This is a genomic window from Nocardia mangyaensis (assembly GCF_001886715.1).
Classification (GTDB): Bacteria; Actinomycetota; Actinomycetes; order Mycobacteriales; family Mycobacteriaceae; genus Nocardia; species Nocardia mangyaensis.
Genome location: NZ_CP018082.1, coordinates 763,572 through 781,884 on the forward strand (window position 1 = coordinate 763,572; position 18,313 = coordinate 781,884).

Sequence of the window (18,313 nt, forward strand, 5' to 3'; positions counted from 1 at the left end):
GTCGACGAGGCCATACTTTTCGGTAACATCGCCGTTGGCGTGACTCATGTCACGGCAGGGACTTGAAGGAGCACCGATGCTGAGCACCATGCAGGACGACCAGCTCTCACTGGCCAAACTGCTCAACTATGCCGCCACATTCCAGGGCGATTCGACCGTGTCCACCTGGACCGGTGACGGCGTGCGCACCATGACCTACCGCGAGCTCGGCGCCGACTCCGCGCGGTTGGCCAACGCGCTGCGCGGGCTCGGGATCGACGAAGGTGACCGCGTCGGCACCTTCATGTGGAACAACAACGAGCACATGGTCGCCTACATCGCGGTGCCCGCGATGGGCGCGGTGCTGCACGCGCTCAACATCCGGCTGTTCCCCGAGCAGCTGGTGTTCGTCGCCAACCACGCCGAGGACAAGGTGGTGCTGGTCGACGGCACCCTGCTCCCGTTGTTCGCGCAGTACCTACCGAACCTGAAGACCGTGCGGCACGTGATCGTGGTCAACGGTGACCCCGCCGCGCTCACCGCCCCCGAGGGCGTGACCGTGCACGCCTACCGCGAGCTGCTCGACGCCGAGTCCGCCGACTACGACTTCCCGGTCGTCGACGAGCGCTCCGCCGCGGCGATGTGTTACACCTCCGGCACCACCGGCGACCCGAAGGGCGTCGTCTACTCGCACCGCTCCAACTGGCTGCACGCCATGCAGGTGAACTCGCCCAACGGCATGGGCTTCCAGGGCTCGGACTACGTGCTCGCCATCGTGCCGCTGTTCCACGCCAACGCCTGGGGCCTGCCCTACGCGGCGCTGATGTCGGGCGCGAACATCCTGATGCCGGACCGCTTCCTGCAGCCGGGCCCGCTGCTGGAGATGATGGCTGCCGAGAAGCCCACCTTCGCCGCCGCCGTGCCCACCATCTGGGGTGGCGTGCTGGCCGCGCTGGCCGCTCAGCCGCAGGACATCTCGCATCTGCGCACCGCCGTCGTCGGTGGTTCCGCGGTGCCGCCGTCGATGATGCGCGCGTTCGAGGAGAAGCACGGCGTGCGCATCCTGCACGCGTGGGGCATGACCGAGACCTCCCCGCTGGGCAGCGTCGCGCACGCACCGGCCGGCACCGAGGGTGAGGAAGCTTGGGAGTACCGCTACACCCAAGGCCGCTTCCCGGCCAACGTCGAGGCGCGCCTGGTCGGTGACGACGGCAAGGTCGTCCCCAACGACGGCGAGTCCCTCGGCGAGCTCGAGGTGCGCGGCGCCTGGATCACCGGCTCCTACTACTCGCCCACCGGCGCCGAGATCGACCCGGACAAGTTCGACGACGGCTGGCTGCGCACCGGCGACGTCGGCAAGATCAGCCCCAACGGCTACCTCACCCTGGTCGACCGCTCCAAGGACGTCATCAAGTCCGGCGGCGAGTGGATCTCCTCGGTGGATCTGGAGAACGCGGTGATGGGCCACGTGGCCGTCGCCGAGGCCGCCGTCATCGGCGTGCCGGACGAGAAGTGGGACGAGCGCCCGCTGGTCGCGATCGTGCTGGCCGAGGGCGCTGCCGCCGAGGCCGGTGAGCTGCGCGAGTTCCTGGCCGACAAGTTCGCCAAGTGGCAGCTGCCGGAGCGCTGGACCTTCATCGCCGAGGTGCCCAAGACCAGCGTCGGCAAGTTCGACAAGAAGCGCCTGCGCGCGCAGTACGCCGAGGGCGAGCTGGAAATCGTCACCCTGGGCTGATCCCGGAACGAAAGGCGGGCGTGGAACTTCTTCCATGCCCGCCTTCGTCATTCAGTTGTTTGTTCGATTGTCGGATTCTGTTGTGCGATGCAGTTGTCGGTATTCAGTTGTCGAGGAGAAACGCTGTGGCTCAACAGTTCCGGAGTTCCGGGCTCTGGTTGAGGAGCTGGGCGCGCGGGCTGATGTAGCGCGAGTAGGTCTCGCCGCCGACCGACGACAGCGGGAAGGCCGCGACGCGGTGGCAGTTCTGGAAGGCCAGCTTCACGCCGAAATGCCGTTCCAGACCACCGCGAATGGCATCGGAGGCCAGGGCGCGCAGCAGCTGGCCGCGAGCCACCTCGTCCGGCGGCGGCACCCGGTTGTCGGCGTATTCCTCGTCACCGGCCCGCAGATCGGCGGCCACCCGGCTCACGACCTCCCACGCGTAGGGCAGCGAGGTGCGGACACATTCGACGAACTCGGCATCGTCGATATCGCCCTGTTCGGCACGTTCGAGCAGCGCTGCGGAAACCTCGAGGGACATGGCGCTCTCCTCCTGCTTGGTGTGGTCGGCGGGATGCGATGCCCCTTCGATTCTAGGGCCAATCCACCGTCGGCAACCCTGGATTCATTCCGAAAGCGCTTTCCTCAGTGCGTTTTTCGCGTCGGCTGCCAGCTCGGTGATCAGTTCGCCCGCCGATTGCTCGGTGCTGAGCGAATGCGCTTGCCCCGCCCACAGATTCACATCATCGGAGTTGCCCGCGGCCTTGCCCTCGGCGCGCAGTGGCGCCGTGGCGTAATGAATTTCGGGGTAGGCGGCGGGCGCCGCCGCGGAGTGCTCGACAAGGAAACGGTTGCGGACTCCGCGCGCACGGCGTCCGGTGAACGCTCGGGTCAGCATCGTCGGTTCGGCGGAGCCGATCGCACCGCGGTGCACGGGGTTGGTGCCCGCCTCCGGGCAGCGCAGCAAGGCGGTGCCGATCTGGGCCGCCGCGGCTCCCGCGGCGAGGACGGCGGCCACGCCCGCGCCGGTGGCGATGCCGCCCGCGGCGACGAGTGGCCGCTCGGTGACGACGGCGAGCAGCTGGAGCAGGGTCAGCAGGCCGGGCGGGTCGATCGGGTCCTCGGCCGGGTCGTCGAGGAAGCTCGCGCGGTGCCCGCCCGCCTCGGCGCCCTGCGCGATCAGCACGTCGGCGCCCGCGTCGAGCGCGATGAGCGCCTCGGCGGGCGAGGTGACCGTGACCCACACCTGGGTGCCGACCGCGTGCAGCCGGTCCACCTCCACCGCGGTGGGGCAGCCGAAGGTCGTCGAGACCACCGCGACCGGATCGGCCACCAGCAGGTCGAGCTTCTCGGCCCAGGCGTCGGTGTCGTGCTTCGGGGTGCCGAGGGGGAAGCGGGCACCCAGCTCGGCGAGGTAGGTGGCGTAGGTCGCGGGCTCGGCCACCGGGCCCGGCGTGAACAGATTCACCCCGAACGGGGCCGTGGTCGCCGCTCTGGTCGCGGCGATCTGCGCGGCCACCGCGTCGACGCCCAGGTATCCGGCGGCGAGTTGACCTAATCCGCCTGCCGCCGAGACGGCGACCACCAACTCGGGGGTGGAGGGGCCGCCCGCCATGGGCGCGGCGACGATGGGGACACGCAAGCTCTCGATCACCATGGGCACGAGTCTGGTCCGTGCGGGCGTCGGCGTGGGTGTCCGGCGGCGCGCGTGACCGGCTCGGCAATGTGATCGTTACTGCCCGACACGTCATTTACCTGGGCATTCAGGGCAAAAGGTTGCGGAATGGTCACGGCCGAGTAGAGTTCCCGTCACAACGGATGCCGAACCGTTACAGAAGTTCGGTGGTGGGAACACTCAGGTGGCTCCCGCGCTGGTCGTCAGACCGGTTTCGTTTTCCTTGTTGTCGGACGCTAGGACGAGACCTTGTCGCAGCACCGTGTGGGCCCCGAATCCATCTCCGTGCAGGCCCTGTTGGGTGACACGGGTGCTGGGCGCCCCAATCGGCACCGTGCCGAGCCGTCTCGCACCGATCGGGTGCGCGCCGCCGCCACCGCCGCGGTCGCCGCCGGTGCCCTGGTCGGCACCGCCGCCCAGGTCGCGCCCGCGCTCGCCTTCGCCGCCCCGCTGCTACCGAGCCAGGACGACACCAAGGAATCCGTGGTCCCCGCCGCCGCGCGTCAGGCCGCCGAGGTGAACCTGGTAGCCGCCCGCGAGGCCGCTCCCGCTCCCGAGGCCGCCGCCCCGGTGAACGCGGTGGCCGCGCCCATCGCCGCCCCGGTCGCCGCGCCGTTCGGCATCGGCAACCTGCCGCCGGAGATCGCCGGTCCGCTCGGACAGGTCGAGGACATCCTCCAGGGCATCCAGCACCAGGTCGCGCCGCCGCAGGCCGCCCGCCCGGTCGCCGGCCCGATCAGCTCCGGCTTCGGCGCCCGCTGGGGCGCCATGCACTACGGCGTCGACTTCGCCGATTCGCTCGGCGCGCCGATTCACTCCGTGGCCAACGGCACCGTCATCGAGGCGGGCCCGGCCTCCGGCTTCGGCCTCTGGGTGCGGGTGCTGCAGGACGACGGCACCACCGCGGTCTACGGCCACGTCAACGAAATGCTGGTCAGCGAAGGCCAGCGGGTGAACGCGGGCGATGTCATCGCGACCGTCGGCAACCGCGGCCAGTCCACCGGCCCGCACCTGCACCTGGAGATCTGGGATCAGGGCGGCGCCAAGATGGACCCGATCCCGTACCTGGCCTCCAGGGGCGTGCCGATGGAGTGGGGCCCGTCCTCGCACTGAGCGGGAGAGCGGATTCGTCCGCGTGAGCAGAGTGACGGTGGTCGATTATGACCCCCGTCACTTTGCTGTTCGAACCGGCAACATCGGCTATCACCGCGCCGATACTCCCCTGTGCCCACGGGACGGGTGTCCTGGGAACTGGGGGCTTGCGGCGCGATCCGAGACTGCCTGTCGTCGGCCCTTATGATGGATCGACCGCCCGGCGCGGGCCACCGCGTGTCCAGGCTAGTTGAGAGGTGAATGAACTCGAATGGAAACCGCCCGTCGTTCTGCCCGCGGTAGCCGCCGTCGCCGGTCGAGCAGTCCGACCTTCGGGCAGTTGCTGACGGCAGCCGTCGAATCGGCAGCCGAGTCCAGCGCCATCCGGTTCAACCCCACCGGTGCCCCCGCCGACCAGCGTGAGCTCAGCTATCGCGAGCTCGACGAGCGGTCCTCGCGGCTGGCCCGTGAGCTCATCGCGCACGGGGTCGGCCCCGGCGACGTGGTCGCCATCGGCATCGCGCGCAGCGTCGAGTCGGTGCTCGCGGTCTGGGCGATCGCCAAGACCGGCGCGGCCTACGTCCCGGTCGACCCCAACTATCCGGCCGACCGCATCGCCCACATCGTGTCCGACTCCGGCGCGATCCTCGGCCTGACCATCGCCGCGCATCGGCCGGTCCTCGGGGCCGGTATCGATTGGCTCGAACTCGACGACCCGGCGACGGCCGCGCGCCTGGAGGCCAGGCCCGCGCACCCGATCTCCTACGCCGATCGGCTGCGCACCCTCGACGAGCGCCATCCCGCCTACGTCATCTACACCTCCGGCTCCACCGGCAAGCCCAAGGGCGTTGTCGTCACCCATACCGGTCTGGCCGGGCTGGTCGCCGCCGAGCGGGAGCACTACGGCGTCACCGCGCAGGCGCGCGTGCTGCACGTGTGCTCCCCGAACTTCGACGTCTCGGTGCTGGAGCTGTTGCTGACGTTCTCGGCCGGCGCCACCCTGGTGATCGCGCCGCCGCAGGTCTTCGGCGGATTCGAACTCGCCGACCTGCTGGCGCGCGAACGCGTCTCGCACATGCTCATCACGCCGGGCGCGTTGGAGTCGGTCGATCCGGCCGGGCTGGACGAGTTGCGCACCGTCGTCGTCGCCGGGGACAAGTTCGGGCCCGAGCTGGTGGGCCGCTGGGCGGTCGGCGAGCGCGCGTTCTACAACGGCTACGGCCCGACCGAGGCCACCATCCTGGCCACCAGCACCGCGCCGATGGACCCGGCCGCACCGGTGACGATCGGCGCCGCGATCGCGGGAGTCGGTGCGTTCGTTCTGGATTCGCGGCTGCGCCCGGTGCCGAGCGGGGTGATCGGCGAGTTGTATCTGACCGGTCCCGCGCTGGCGCAGGGCTACCTGAACCGGCCCGGCCTGACCGCGGAACGCTTCGTGGCCAGCCCCTTCGGTGCCGACAACGGTGACCCGAACGCCCGGCTGTACCGCACCGGAGACCTGGTGCGGCGCAGCGAATCCGGTGACGGCGTCATCGAGTACATGGGCCGCTCGGACTTCCAGGTCAAGATCCGCGGATTCCGTATCGAACTGGGCGAGATCGACAATGCCCTCACCGCGCATCCCGCGATCGACTTCGCGGCCACCCTGGGCAAGACCTTGCCCTCGGGCGCGACGGCGCTGGTGTCGTATGTGCTGCCCCGCGCGGGCGCGACGGTGGACGTGGCCGCCCTCGACGACTTCCTCGCGGAATCGTTGCCCGGCTACATGATTCCGGCCGCGATCATGACGCTCGCCGAGATCCCGCTCACCCCGGTGGGCAAGCTCGATCGACAAGCGCTGCCGGAGCCGGTGTTCGCGGCCAGGGAGTTCCGGGCGCTGTCGACGCCGGTCGAGGAGATCGTCGCCGAGGTCTTCGCGGCGCTGCTGACGGTCGGTGACGGCGAAGCCGTGCGGGTCGGCGCCGACGACGACTTCTTCGAGCTGGGCGGCAACTCGCTGCTCGCGGCCCAGGCGGCGGCCAGGATCGGCGCCGCGCTCGATACCAGGGTGCCGGTGCAGACGCTGTTCGAGGCGAGCACCGTGGCCGCGCTCGCGCAGCGGGTCGAACGGCACATCGGTACCGGCTCGGACCAGGCGCTGGTGCCGCAGCCGCGTCCCGAGCAGATTCCACTGTCGTTCGCGCAGCAGCGGATGTGGTTCCTCAACCGGTTCGACGTCACCAGCGCGGTGAACAACATGCCGGTCGCGGTGCGCCTGTCGGGGGAACTCGACGCGGCGGCGCTGCGGTCGGCGGTGCACGATCTGGTGGGCAGGCACGAAGTACTGCGCACCATCTACCCTGAGATCGATGGCCAGGGCTACCAGGTGATCCTGCCGCTCACCGATCCGCGCGCGCTGCCGGAACTGCCGGTGCGCGAGGTTTTGCCCGAGCAGGTGCCCGCGGTGGTCACCGCCGCGGTGACGACCGGTTTCGACATCACCATCGCCCCGCCGATCCGGCTGGAACTGTTGCGCGTCGGGCCCGAGGAGCACGTGCTGGTGTGCGTGGTCCACCACATCGCGGGTGACGGTGTCTCGATGGGTCCGCTCACGCGCGACCTGATGAGCGCCTATCTGCAGCGCGTGGCGGGCGCCGAGCCGCAGTGGGCCCCGCTGGCCGTGCAGTACGCCGACTTCACGCTGTGGCAGCGCGCGGTGCTCGGTGCCGAGGACGATCCGGACTCGGTGCTGGCCGAGCAGATCGGCTACTGGCGCGAGCAGCTGGCCGGTCTGCCCGATCAGCTCGACCTGCCCACCGACCGTCCGCGTCCCGTGCACGCCACCTCGCGCGGCGCCGGATACGACTTCCGCATCCCGGCCGAGATCCACGCCGGGCTCGATCGACTCGCCCGCGGCAGCCAGTCGACGCTGTTCATGGTGGTGCACACCGCGTTGTCGGTGCTGCTGTCGCGCCTGTCGGGCACGACCGACATCGCCGTCGGTACGCCGGTCGCCGGTCGTGGCGACGCGGCACTGGACGACCTGATCGGCATGTTCGTCAACACGCTCGTGCTGCGCACCGAGATCGATCCGGCGCGCGGCTTCGCCGATCAGCTCGCCGTGACCGGCGCGGCCGATGTCGCCGCCTTCGGCCATGCCGATGTGCCGTTCGAGCGGCTGGTCGAGATCCTGGACCCGGCCCGCTCCACCGCGCGGCATCCGCTGTTCCAGGTGATGCTCAGCTTCCAGAACATGGCGCGTACCGCACTGGAACTGCCCGGGCTCTCGGTCGGCGGGGTCGATCTCGACATCCCGTTCGCCAAGTTCGACCTGCAGTTCGAGATGGTCGAGGACACCGACCGCAGCGGCGACCCGCACGGCATCGCGGTCGGCATCACCTACGCCACCGATCTTTTCGACGAGGCCACCGTCGCCGGGTTCGCCGATCGTCTGCTGCGGGTGCTCGACGCCGTCGTCGCCGATCCGACGCGTCCGCTCGGCACCATCGAGGTGATGGAGCCGGTCGAGCGGCAGCGAATCCTGGCGCAGTGGAACGACACTCGCCACGAGCTGGCGCCCGCGCTGCTGCTCGACGGGTACCGCCGCGCGGTCGCCGCGCAGCCCGACGCGGTCGCGCTGGCCTACGAGGGTGCGGAGCTCACCTACCGTGAGTTCGACGAGCGGGTGAACCGGCTGGCCCGGCTGCTGGTGCACCAGGGTGTCGGCGCGGAGTCGCTGGTCGGGCTGGCCGTGCGCCGGTCGCTCGATCTGGTGGTGGGCATGTACGCGATCGTCACCGCCGGTGGCGCCTATGTGCCGCTCGACCCGGATCATCCGGCCGAGCGGATCGCCTACATCCTCGACACCGCGCAGCCGGTCTGCGTGCTCACCACCACCGCCGACGCGGTCGAGGTGCCCGGCTCGACGCCGGTGATCAGTCTGGACACTGTTGCGCTGGAAGGGTTCTCGGGCGCGCCGCTGGCCGCCGACGAGCTGCTCCGGCCGGTGCTGGGGCAGCACCCGGCCTACCTCATCTTCACCTCGGGTTCGACCGGTCGCCCCAAGGGTGTGGCGGTGTCGCACGCGGCGATCGAGAACCAGATCACCTGGATGCTCGCGGAGTATCCGCTCGGCCCGGGTGATGTGTACCTGCAGAAGACGGCGACCACCTTCGACGTCTCGCTGTGGGGCTATTTCATGCCGCTGCGCGGCGGGGCGAAGCTCGTCGTCGCCACCCACGACGGTCACCGCGATCCGGCCTACATCGCTGAAACCATTGCGGCGCACGGTGTCACGACGACCGACTTCGTGCCGTCGATGCTCACCGTGTTCGCCGCGCACACCAGGCCCGGTACGATTCCGACGCTGCGCGAGGTGTTCGTCGTCGGCGAGGCGCTGCCGCCGGAGACCGTCGAGGCGTTCCGCGCGGTCTCCGATGCGCAGGTGCACAACCTGTACGGTCCGACCGAGGCCGCCGTATCGGTCACCTACTGGCCAGCCGGCGAGACCGATCGTGGCTCGGTGCCGATCGGGGTGCCGCAGTGGAACACTCAGGTGTACGTGCTGGATTCGCGGTTGTCCCCGGTGCCCGTCGGGGTCACCGGTGAGCTGTACCTCGCCGGTGATCAGCTGGCGCGCGGTTATGTCGCCCGACCGGATCTGACCTCGGATCGGTTCGTGGCCAATCCCTTCGAACCCGGCGCGCGGATGTATCGCACCGGTGACCTCGTGGTCTGGCGCACACCCACCGCGGACACCCACACGCTGGAGTACCTGGGCCGCACCGACTTCCAGGTGAAGTTCCGTGGCCAGCGCATCGAGCTCGGTGAGATCGAGACCGCGCTGCTGGCCCAGCCCGCGGTGAGCCAGGCGGTCACGATCGTGGCGGATTCGGCCGCCGGTGAGCAGCTGGTCGCCTACGTGGTGCCCAAGCCCGGCGCCGAGATCGAGCAGGCGCCGCTGCTGGCCGCGATCGCGACGACGTTGCCCGCGTACATGGTTCCCTCGGCGCTGGTGCCCCTGGCGGAGTTCCCGCTCAACCCGAGCGGCAAGCTCGACCGCAAGGCGCTGCCCGCGCCGACGTTCACCGCCGGTGCGTTCCGCTCGCCCGCCACCCCCGCCGAGGAGATCGTGGCCGGGGTGTTCGCCGAGCTGCTCGGGATGGCCCGCGTCGGCGCCGACGACGACTACTTCGCCCTCGGCGGCAACTCGCTGATGGCCACGCGCGCGATCGCCCGGATCAACGAGGCGCTCGACGCCGAGCTCGGCATCCGCGACCTGTTCGAGGCGCCCACCGTGGTGGCGCTGGCCGCGCGGATCGGCGCGCTCGGCGGTGGCGCTGCCCGTCCGGCGCTGGTCGCCGGTCCCCGGCCCGAACGGATTCCGCTGTCGCTGGCCCAGCAGCGCATGTGGGTGCTCAACCAGCTCGATCCCACCTCCAGCTCCTACAACATCCCGTTCGCCATTCGGCTGACCGGTGAGCTCGACGTGGCCGCGCTGCAGGCCGCGGTGACCGATGTCCTCGGCAGGCACGAGTCGCTGCGCACGCGCTTCCCAGCGGTTGACGGCACACCGGTGCAGGAGGTCGTGCCGGTGGCCGAGGCGCTGCCCGGTGGACTCGCGGTCGAGACCACCACCGAGGTGCTCGCCACCGCCACCGCGCTCATCGAGGCGGGCTTCGAGGTCTCGCGCGAGGTGCCGCTGCGGGCGCGACTGCTCACCGACGGCACCGCGGCCGACTGGCTGCTGGTGTTCGTGGTCCACCACATCGCCGCCGACGGCGCGTCGCTCGCCCCGTTGGCCCGCGACCTGATGACCGCCTACGTCTCGCGCGCCGCGGGCCGGAACCCGACGTGGACGCCGCTGCCCGTGCAGTACGCGGATTACGCGCTGTGGCAGCGCGAGGTCGTCGGCGCCGACGACGAGCCCGGTTCGGTCGCCGCGCAGCAGCTGGAGTACTGGCGCGATCAGCTGGCCGGGGTGCCCCCGCTGCTGGAGCTGCCGCAGGACCGTCCGCGTCCCGCGGTGCCGACCCTGCGCGGTGCCACCACCGAGCTGCGGCTGCCCGCCGAGGTACACGCCGACCTCGACAAGATCGCGCGCGAACACAAGTCGTCGCTGTTCATGGTCGTGCACGCGGCGCTGGCCGTGCTGCTCGCCCGACTGTCGGGCACCTCCGACATCGCGATCGGCACCGCGGTGGCCGGTCGTGGTGAACGTGCGCTCGACGAGTTGGTCGGCATGTTCGTCAACACGCTCGCCCTGCGCACGACCCTGGATCCGGCCGGGTCCTTCGACGAGGCCGTCGACCTGGCTCGGGAGACCGATCTCGGCGCGTTCGCCCATGCCGATCTGCCGTTCGAGCGGGTCGTCGAGGTCGTCGCACCGGGTAAGGGCAGCGCGCACAATCCGCTGTTCCAGGTGGCGCTGACCTTCAGCAACAACGAGGCGGCCGCGCTCGAACTGCCCGGGCTGACCGTGTCCGCGCTCGAGACCGCGGTGGCGGCCAAGTTCGACCTGCAGGTCGACGTGGAACCGCGATTCACCGACGCGGGCGAGCCCGGCGAGCTGATCACCCTGTTCAACTACGCCACCGACCTGTTCGACGAGCCGACGGTGCGCACCCTCGGCGCGCGCTTGGCCCGCATCCTGACCGCGGTGGCCGCCGATCCGCAGGTGCGCGTCGGTGACATCGACATCCTCGACGCGACCGAACGCGCGCGGTTGCTGGCCGGGGCCGAGCAGGCCCCCGCCCCGGCCGCGCCGACCGGCGGCACCACGCTGGCGCAGGCCTTTGCCGCGGCGGCCGAGGACGATCCGGACGGTCCCGCGCTGGTCTGGGGCGAGGAGTCGCTGACCTACGAGCAGCTCGACGCCCGCTCCTCACGATTGGCGCGGCTGCTGATCGGACGCGGCTTCGGGCCGGGTGCCGGTGTGGCCGTTGATCTTCCGCGTGGCGTCGACTGGGCCGTCGCGGTCTGGGCGGTGCTCAAGGCCGGTGCGGCCGTGGTCCCCGCCTCGGCGCTCGCGCTGCGCGTGGAGCCGACGGCCAAGATCGGGCTCACCATCGGGGCAGCCCCGAGCGGCGACATCGACTGGGTGTCGCTGGCCGATCCGGCGATCCGGACCGAGCTGTCGGTGCAGTCCGCGCGACCGGTGACCTACGCCGACCGGACCAGGGCGCTGCGCGGCGGCGATCCGGCGTTCGTCGGCGCCGACGGTGTGCGCAGCTACGACGAACTCGCCACCGCGGGGGCGCGGGTGCGCGCCGAGGCCGGCCTGACCTTCGAGGCGCGGACTTTCGGCAGCGGTGCCTCCGACGGGTTCACCGCGCTGGTCGAACCGGTGGCAGCAGGCGTGGCGGGCGCGTCGATGGTGCTGGTGCCCGAGGCTGCCGACGGGCTCTCGGCGGTGCTCGCCGAGGAATGGGTGAGCCACCTGTTCGGTGACCGGGCTGGGATCGAGGCGCTCGACACCGCCGAACTCGGTGATCTGCAGGCGCTGATCGCCGACGACACCGCGCCGGGCAACCCCGGCTCGGCCGAGGTGGTCCTGGTACTGGGAGACCTGCGCGCGCCGGTAGCGTGAGCCCGCGCGCCGAGCGTGAAGGCAGTCGAGACACCGAGTTTCGGTGATGGGTGAGGTGGAACAGCGATGACACGACCGACGCGGACCCGACCGGTACGCACCCGCCGCCCCCGGGTGACAGCGCTCGCGCAGCTGTTGGCGACCGCGGTCGAGACCAACCCCGACGGTCTCGCGGTCGTGCTCGCCGATGCCACCCGTACCCTCGGCAGCCTCACCTACGCCGAACTCGACGAGCGGTCCAACCGGATCGCCCGCCTGCTCATCGCACGCGGTATCGGCGCCGGTGACCTGGTGGCCATCGGGATTCCGCGCTCGATCGAGTCGGTGCTCGCGGTGTGGGCGGTCACCAAGACCGGCGCGGGTTTCGTGCCGGTCGACCCGAACTACCCGGCCGATCGCGTGGCGCACATGGTCGGCGACTCGGGCGCGGTCTTCGGGCTCACTGTCTCGGCGGTCGCGGATCGGCTGCCCACGCAGGTGGAATGGCTGGCTCTCGACGGCTCGCGATCGGCTCCGCTGCTCGACGAGGTGTCCGGTGAACCGGTCACCAATGGCGACCGGTTGCGTCCGGTGAGGGCCGAGGATCTCGCCTACATCATCTACACCTCCGGTTCGACCGGTCTGCCCAAGGGCGTCGCGGTGAGCCAGGCCGGGCTGGCCGGGTTCTGCGCCGAACAGCGCAGGCACTATCGGGTCGAATCCGACTCGCGCACCCTGCATTTCGCTTCGCCGTCGTTCGACGCGTCGCTGCTCGAGCTGCTGCTGGCGATCGGTGCCGGGGCGACGATGGTGATCGTGGATCCGAGTGTGTACGGCGGTGACGATCTGGCGGCGCTGCTGCGCCGCGAGCGGGTGAGTCATGTGTTCATCACCCCCGCGGCCCTGGCTTCGGTGGACCCGGCGGGGCTCGACGACTTCCGGGTGGTCGCGGTCGGTGGCGAGATGGTGCCGCCGGATCTGTTGCGGCGCTGGGCGATTCCGCTCGCCGACGGCACGCTGCGGCAGTTCCACAATGTGTACGGGCCCACCGAGACGACGATCGTCACCAATATCAGCGTGCCGCTGCGGCCCGGTGACACCCTGACCATCGGCGGCCCGCTGCACGGTGTCGCCGAATACGTGCTCGACGACCGGCTCGGCCCGGTTCCCCCCGGCGTGGTCGGCGAGCTCTACATCACCGGCGCCCAGCTGACCCGCGGCTACCACGCCCGCCCCGGCCTCACCGCGTCCCGCTTCGTCGCGAACCCCTTCGACCCGGCCGGTTCTCGTCTCTACCGCACCGGCGATCTGGTCCGCTGGACCACGGTGTCTGATGGCGCTGCCCCCGAGGGCCCTGCGGGGTCACGCTTCGCTACCTCCTCCGGGCCCGCCGGGACCAGCGCGGTGTCTGAAGGCGCTGCCCCCGAGGGCCCTGCGGGGTCACGCTTCGCTACCTCCTCCGGGCCCGCCGGGAACAGCGCGGTGTCTGATGGCGCTGCCCCCGAGGGCCCTGCGGGGTCACGCTTCGCTACCTCCTCCGGGCCCGCCGGGAACAGCGCGGTGGCCGCGCTGGAATACGTGGGCCGCAACGACTTCCAGGTGAAGATCCGCGGCTTCCGGATCGAGCTCGGTGAGATCGACGCGGTGCTCTCGGCGCACGAGAGCCTCGACTTCGCCGCCACCGTCGGCCACGAACTCGACAGCGGTGCGACGATTCTGGTGTCCTACGTGCACGCGGCGCCGGGCGCGAGTGTCGACGCCGCCGCGCTCACCGCCTTCGCCGAGCGCTCCTTGCCCGCGCACATGGTGCCCACCGTGCTGATGGAGCTCGACACCATCCCGCTGACCCCGGTCGGCAAGCTGGACCGGCGGGCGCTGCCCGAACCGGTGCTCGAGCACGCCGAGTTCCGGGCACCGACCACGGCGGTCGAGCAGATCGTCGCCGGGACCTTCGCGCAGGTGCTCGACCTCGACGCCGACACCCAGCTCGGCCTCGACGACGACTTCTTCGCCCTCGGCGGCAACTCGTTGCTGGCCACCCAGATCGCCGCCCGGCTCGGCGCGGCCTTCGACACCGATTTCCCGGTGCGGCTGCTGTTCGAGGTGCCGACGGTGGGGGCGCTGGCGCAGCGACTGTCCGAGTCCGCGGGCGCCGGTGCGCGTCCGGCGCTGGTCGCGGGGGAGCGGCCGGAGCGGGTTCCACTGTCGCTGGCCCAGCAGCGGATGTGGTTCCTCAACCAGTTCGATCCGGACTCGGTCGCCTACAACATCCCGATGGCGGTGCGATTGGGCGGCGGCATCGATGTCGAGGCACTGCGCGCGGCCGTCGGCGATCTCGTCGCCCGGCACGAGACCCTGCGCACGATCTACCCCGAGACCGCCGACGGCCCGATCCAGCAGGTACTGGCCGAATCCGCCGCGACCCCGCGCCTGGAAGTACGACCGATCGCCGCCGAACACCTCACCGCCGCCATGCGCGAGCTGGGCTCCACCGGGTTCGACGTGCGCAGCCAGGTGCCGGTGCGGATCGCACTGTTCGAACTCGGGCCCGCGGAATCTGTGCTGGCCGTGGTCGTGCACCACATCGCCGGTGACGGCTCCTCGCTGACTCCGCTGACCAGGGACTTGATGCTCGCCTATGCGGCGCGCTCGGCGGGCTCGGCGCCGGACTGGACGCCCCTGGCGGTGCAGTACGCCGACTACGCGCTGTGGCAGCGCGAACTGCTCGGCAGCGAAGACGACCCGGCGTCACTGGCCTCGGCGCAGCTCGCCTACTGGCGTGACGCGCTGGCCGGGCTGCCCGATCAGCTCGACCTGCCCGCCGACCGGCCACGGCCCGCCGTGCAGTCCTTCGCCGGTGGTCGCGTCCCGATCGAGATCGACGCCGAGACCCACCGCGCGCTGCTGGCGCTGGCCCGCGCGCAGGGCGCGACCCTGTTCATGGTCGTGCACACCGCCCTCGCGGTGACCCTGGCTCGACTGGCAGGCGCCGACGACCTGGCCATCGGCACGCCGATCGCCGGCCGCGGCGAGGCCGCGCTCGACGACCTGATCGGCATGTTCGTCAACACGCTGGTCTTCCGCACCACGCTGACGCCCGGCGAATCGTTCGCCGAGTTGCTGGCCCGCCAGCGCGATATCGATCTGCAGGTGTTCGCGCACGCCGATCTGCCGTTCGAGCGGCTGGTCGAGGCGATCAACCCGGCCCGCTCGACCGCGCGGCACCCGCTGTTCCAGGTGGGCCTGTCGTTCCAGAACCTCAGCCGCTCCGGGCTCGAGCTCGGTGAGACGGCGGTCGAGGGCGTCGATGTGGATCTGGCGGTGTCGCAGTTCGATCTGCACGCCATCGTCGCCGACGCCTATGACGCCGACGGGGTCGCGCAGGGGATCAGCGGTGTGTTCACCTACGCCACCGACCTTTTCGACGCGTCGACCGCCGCCACCTACGCCGACCGTTTCGCCCGCGTGCTCGCCGCGGTGGCTACCGCACCGCAGCGTCCGGTCGACGAGATCGAACTGCTCGCCGAGGCCGAGCGAGAGCGAATTCTGCACAGCTGGAACACGACCGGGCATTCTGTTCAGCCGGCCACGCTCGCCTCGCTGTTCGCCGACACCGCCGCCGCGCACCCGGAGGGGGTAGCCCTGGTGGATGCCGATGGCACCGAACTCACCTATCGGGATTTCGCCGGTCGGGTGAATCAGCTCGCGCGGCAACTGATCACGCTGGGTGTCGGAGTGGAGGACCGGGTCGCACTCGCGATGCGGCGTTCGGCGGAGCTGGTTGTCGCGATGTACGCGGTGGCGCAGGCTGGCGCGGCGTACGTACCGGTCGATCCCGATCAGCCCGCTGATCGGGTGGGGCAGGTGCTCGACACCGCGGCGCCGGTGTGCGTATTGACCACCGCGCGTGACGGTTTCACCCGGTCGACCGGCATCGGCGTCGACGCCGGTGACCCTCCCATCGATCCTCGCCCGGTGGTGGCGATCGACACCCTCGACCTGTCCGCGGTCTCGGCGGCGCCGATCGCGGCGAACGAGCGGATCGGCGTGCTACGGCCCGAGAACACGGCCTATGTCATCTTCACCTCCGGATCCACCGGCGTGCCCAAGGGCGTCGCGGTGCCGCACGCTGCCATCGTCAACCAATTGCAGTGGAAGACCACGGCATTCGGGCTCGGCCGGGACGACTCGGTGCTGTTGAAGACCGCCGCGACCTTCGACCTGTCGGTGTGGGAGTTCTGGTCGGCTGCGGTGAGCGGCGGCCGGTTGGTGCTCGCCGCACCTGACGGACACCGCGACCCGGCCTACCTGCTCGGTCTGCTCGCCGACCGTGCGGTGACCACCGTGCACCTGGTCCCGTCCATGCTCGACGCCCTGCTCACCGAATCCGGTGGCACCCTGCCGTCGACCCTGCGCCGGGTGCTCGCGATCGGCGAAGCACTGCCCGCCGCGACGGCGCAACGTTTCCTCGCGGGCAATACCGCGGCGTTGCACAACCTGTACGGCCCCACCGAGGCCGCCGTCTCCATCACCGACCACCGCGTCACCACGGCCGACCGGGTGAGCGTGCCGATCGGCGCGCCCGAATGGAACAGCCGGGTCTATGTCCTCGACGCCCGCCTGCGCCCGGTTCCCGTGGGCGTGCCCGGTGAGCTGTACCTCGCCGGCGCGCAGCTGGCCCGCGGCTACTTCGCCCGCCCCGACCTGACCGCCGACCGCTTCGTCGCCGACCCGTTTGTCGGCGGTGGCGCGCGCATGTACCGCACCGGCGATGTGGTGGCATGGACAGCCAACGGCGAACTCGACTACCGGGGTCGCACCGATTTCCAGGTCAAGATCCGTGGCTTCCGGATCGAGCTCGGGGAGATCGAGGCCGCGCTCTTGGCCGCGCCGCGGATCGCCCAGGCTGCGGTGGTGGCCCAGCACGATCCGCGTCTGGGGGACCGGTTGGTCGCCTATGTCGTTCCCACGCCCGAGGCCGAACTCGACGCGGCCACCGCCAAAGCCGCGGTGGCCCAGGTGCTGCCGTCCTACATGGTGCCCGCCGCGTTTGTGGTCCTCGGCCACCTGCCGTTGAACGCCAACGGCAAGCTCGACCGGGCCGCGCTGCCCGAGCCGGTGCTGGAACCGCGCCGCTACCGGGAGCCGGTGAGCGAGCACGAGGTCGCGGTGGCCGAGGTGTTCACCGAGGTTCTCGGCGTGGCACGCCCCGGCCTCGACGACGACTTCTTCGAACTCGGCGGCAACTCGCTGCTGGCCACCCGTGTGGTGCACCGGCTGCGCGAGCGCACCGGCACCGAGCTGACCGTGGCCGCGTTCTTCGCCGATCCGAGCGTGGCCGGGCTCGCCGCCCGCCTCGGCGACGGCCACGGCGCGGCCGCCGACCTCGCGGCCGCGCTCTCGGTGGTGCTGCCGATCAAGCGGCAGGGCACCCGCTCGCCGCTGATCTGCCTGCACCCGGTGTCGGGCCTGGCCTGGGCCTATGCCGGCCTGGTGCCGTCGCTGCCCGACGACCTGCCGGTCCTCGGTATCCAGTCGCCGGTGCTCAGCGACCCGGACTTCCGGCCCGCCTCGGCCGCCGAACTGATCGATCGCTATCTCGCCGAGATCCGCGCCGTGCAGCCACACGGTCCCTATCACCTGCTCGGATGGTCGCTGGGCGGCGTGCTCGGCCAGGCCGTGGCCACCCGCTTGCAGGCCGAGGGCGAGACGGTGGCCTCGCTGACCATGCTCGACAGCCTGCCCGGCGCCGAACTCGCCGACTTCCGGGCCGAACTGCGCCATTCCCTGCTCGACCTGGGCATCCCCGAGCATCAACTGCCCGCCGCCGACCGGCTCACCGAGCTCGGTGACGACGCCGTGGCCGCGCTGCACGCGATGCTGGCAGGCGGGCTGCCGATCTCGCGCGATCAGTTCATCGGCATATACCGCGGCGCGCTGCACACGGTCGCGCTGGTCAACGACCTCGCGCCCGACCGCTACACCGGTGATCTCACCTACTTCACCGCACTGCGCAACCAGGGCGCCGACCGTGGCGGGGCCTCGCGGTGGCGGGCTCACATCAGCGGAATGATCACTGACCACCCCGTCGATGCGACTCATCAGGACATGCTCGGTGCGGTGGCGGTTGCCACAGCCGGGCCGGTGATCGCGCAGGTCGTCGCCGCGAGGGCCGGGTAGCGCGATACCTGCCCGTAACGGGAACCAAGCGGTTTACGATTCTGTGGCTAGAGAGTTGGTGTGTCGTGGCGCATACCTCGGCGAGGGTCGGCCATAGCTGGGTAGGTGTGGCTATGCTTTGTCG

The 18,313-nt window shown here is 70.8% G+C and carries 6 protein-coding genes; 4 read left to right on the forward strand and 2 right to left on the reverse strand.

The genetic code is table 11. The features are described from left to right. Nucleotides 1–76 precede the first annotated feature (76 nt). Nucleotides 77–1,714 (forward strand): long-chain fatty acid--CoA ligase, encoded by a 1,638-nt coding sequence (locus BOX37_RS03615; RefSeq protein WP_071926394.1) that lies wholly within the window; start codon nucleotides 77–79, stop codon nucleotides 1,712–1,714. A gap of 130 nt (nucleotides 1,715–1,844) precedes the next feature. Here the strand turns inward: BOX37_RS03615 and BOX37_RS03620 are convergent, their stop codons facing one another. Together BOX37_RS03620 and BOX37_RS03625 are read right to left on the reverse strand one after the other, a co-directional pair. Beyond that, on the reverse strand, nucleotides 1,845–2,237 hold the full coding sequence (locus BOX37_RS03620; protein ID WP_071926395.1) for an SCO5389 family protein: 393 nt from the start codon (nucleotides 2,235–2,237) through the stop codon (nucleotides 1,845–1,847). A gap of 84 nt (nucleotides 2,238–2,321) precedes the next feature. Then, nucleotides 2,322–3,353 (reverse strand): nitronate monooxygenase, encoded by a 1,032-nt coding sequence (locus BOX37_RS03625; protein WP_084759402.1) that lies wholly within the window; start codon nucleotides 3,351–3,353, stop codon nucleotides 2,322–2,324. Between the two features lie 267 nt (nucleotides 3,354–3,620). On the opposite strand from BOX37_RS03625, the gene BOX37_RS03630 reads away from it, so the two are divergent. The 3 genes from BOX37_RS03630 to BOX37_RS03645 all read left to right on the forward strand — a co-directional run bounded on the left by BOX37_RS03630 (nucleotide 3,621) and on the right by BOX37_RS03645 (nucleotide 18,189). After that, the gene (locus tag BOX37_RS03630) at nucleotides 3,621–4,484 is read left to right on the forward strand and encodes a M23 family metallopeptidase (RefSeq protein WP_071926396.1); all 864 of its coding nucleotides are present in this window, start codon (nucleotides 3,621–3,623) and stop codon (nucleotides 4,482–4,484) included. A 250-nt stretch (nucleotides 4,485–4,734) separates the two neighbouring features. Further along, entirely contained in the window at nucleotides 4,735–12,030 is a 7,296-nt protein-coding gene (locus BOX37_RS03635) for a non-ribosomal peptide synthetase (protein ID WP_071926397.1), read from the forward strand. A gap of 66 nt (nucleotides 12,031–12,096) precedes the next feature. After that, nucleotides 12,097–18,189, forward strand: a complete 6,093-nt coding sequence (locus BOX37_RS03645) for an amino acid adenylation domain-containing protein (protein WP_084759404.1) — start codon at nucleotides 12,097–12,099, stop codon at nucleotides 18,187–18,189. Nucleotides 18,190–18,313 lie beyond the last annotated feature (124 nt).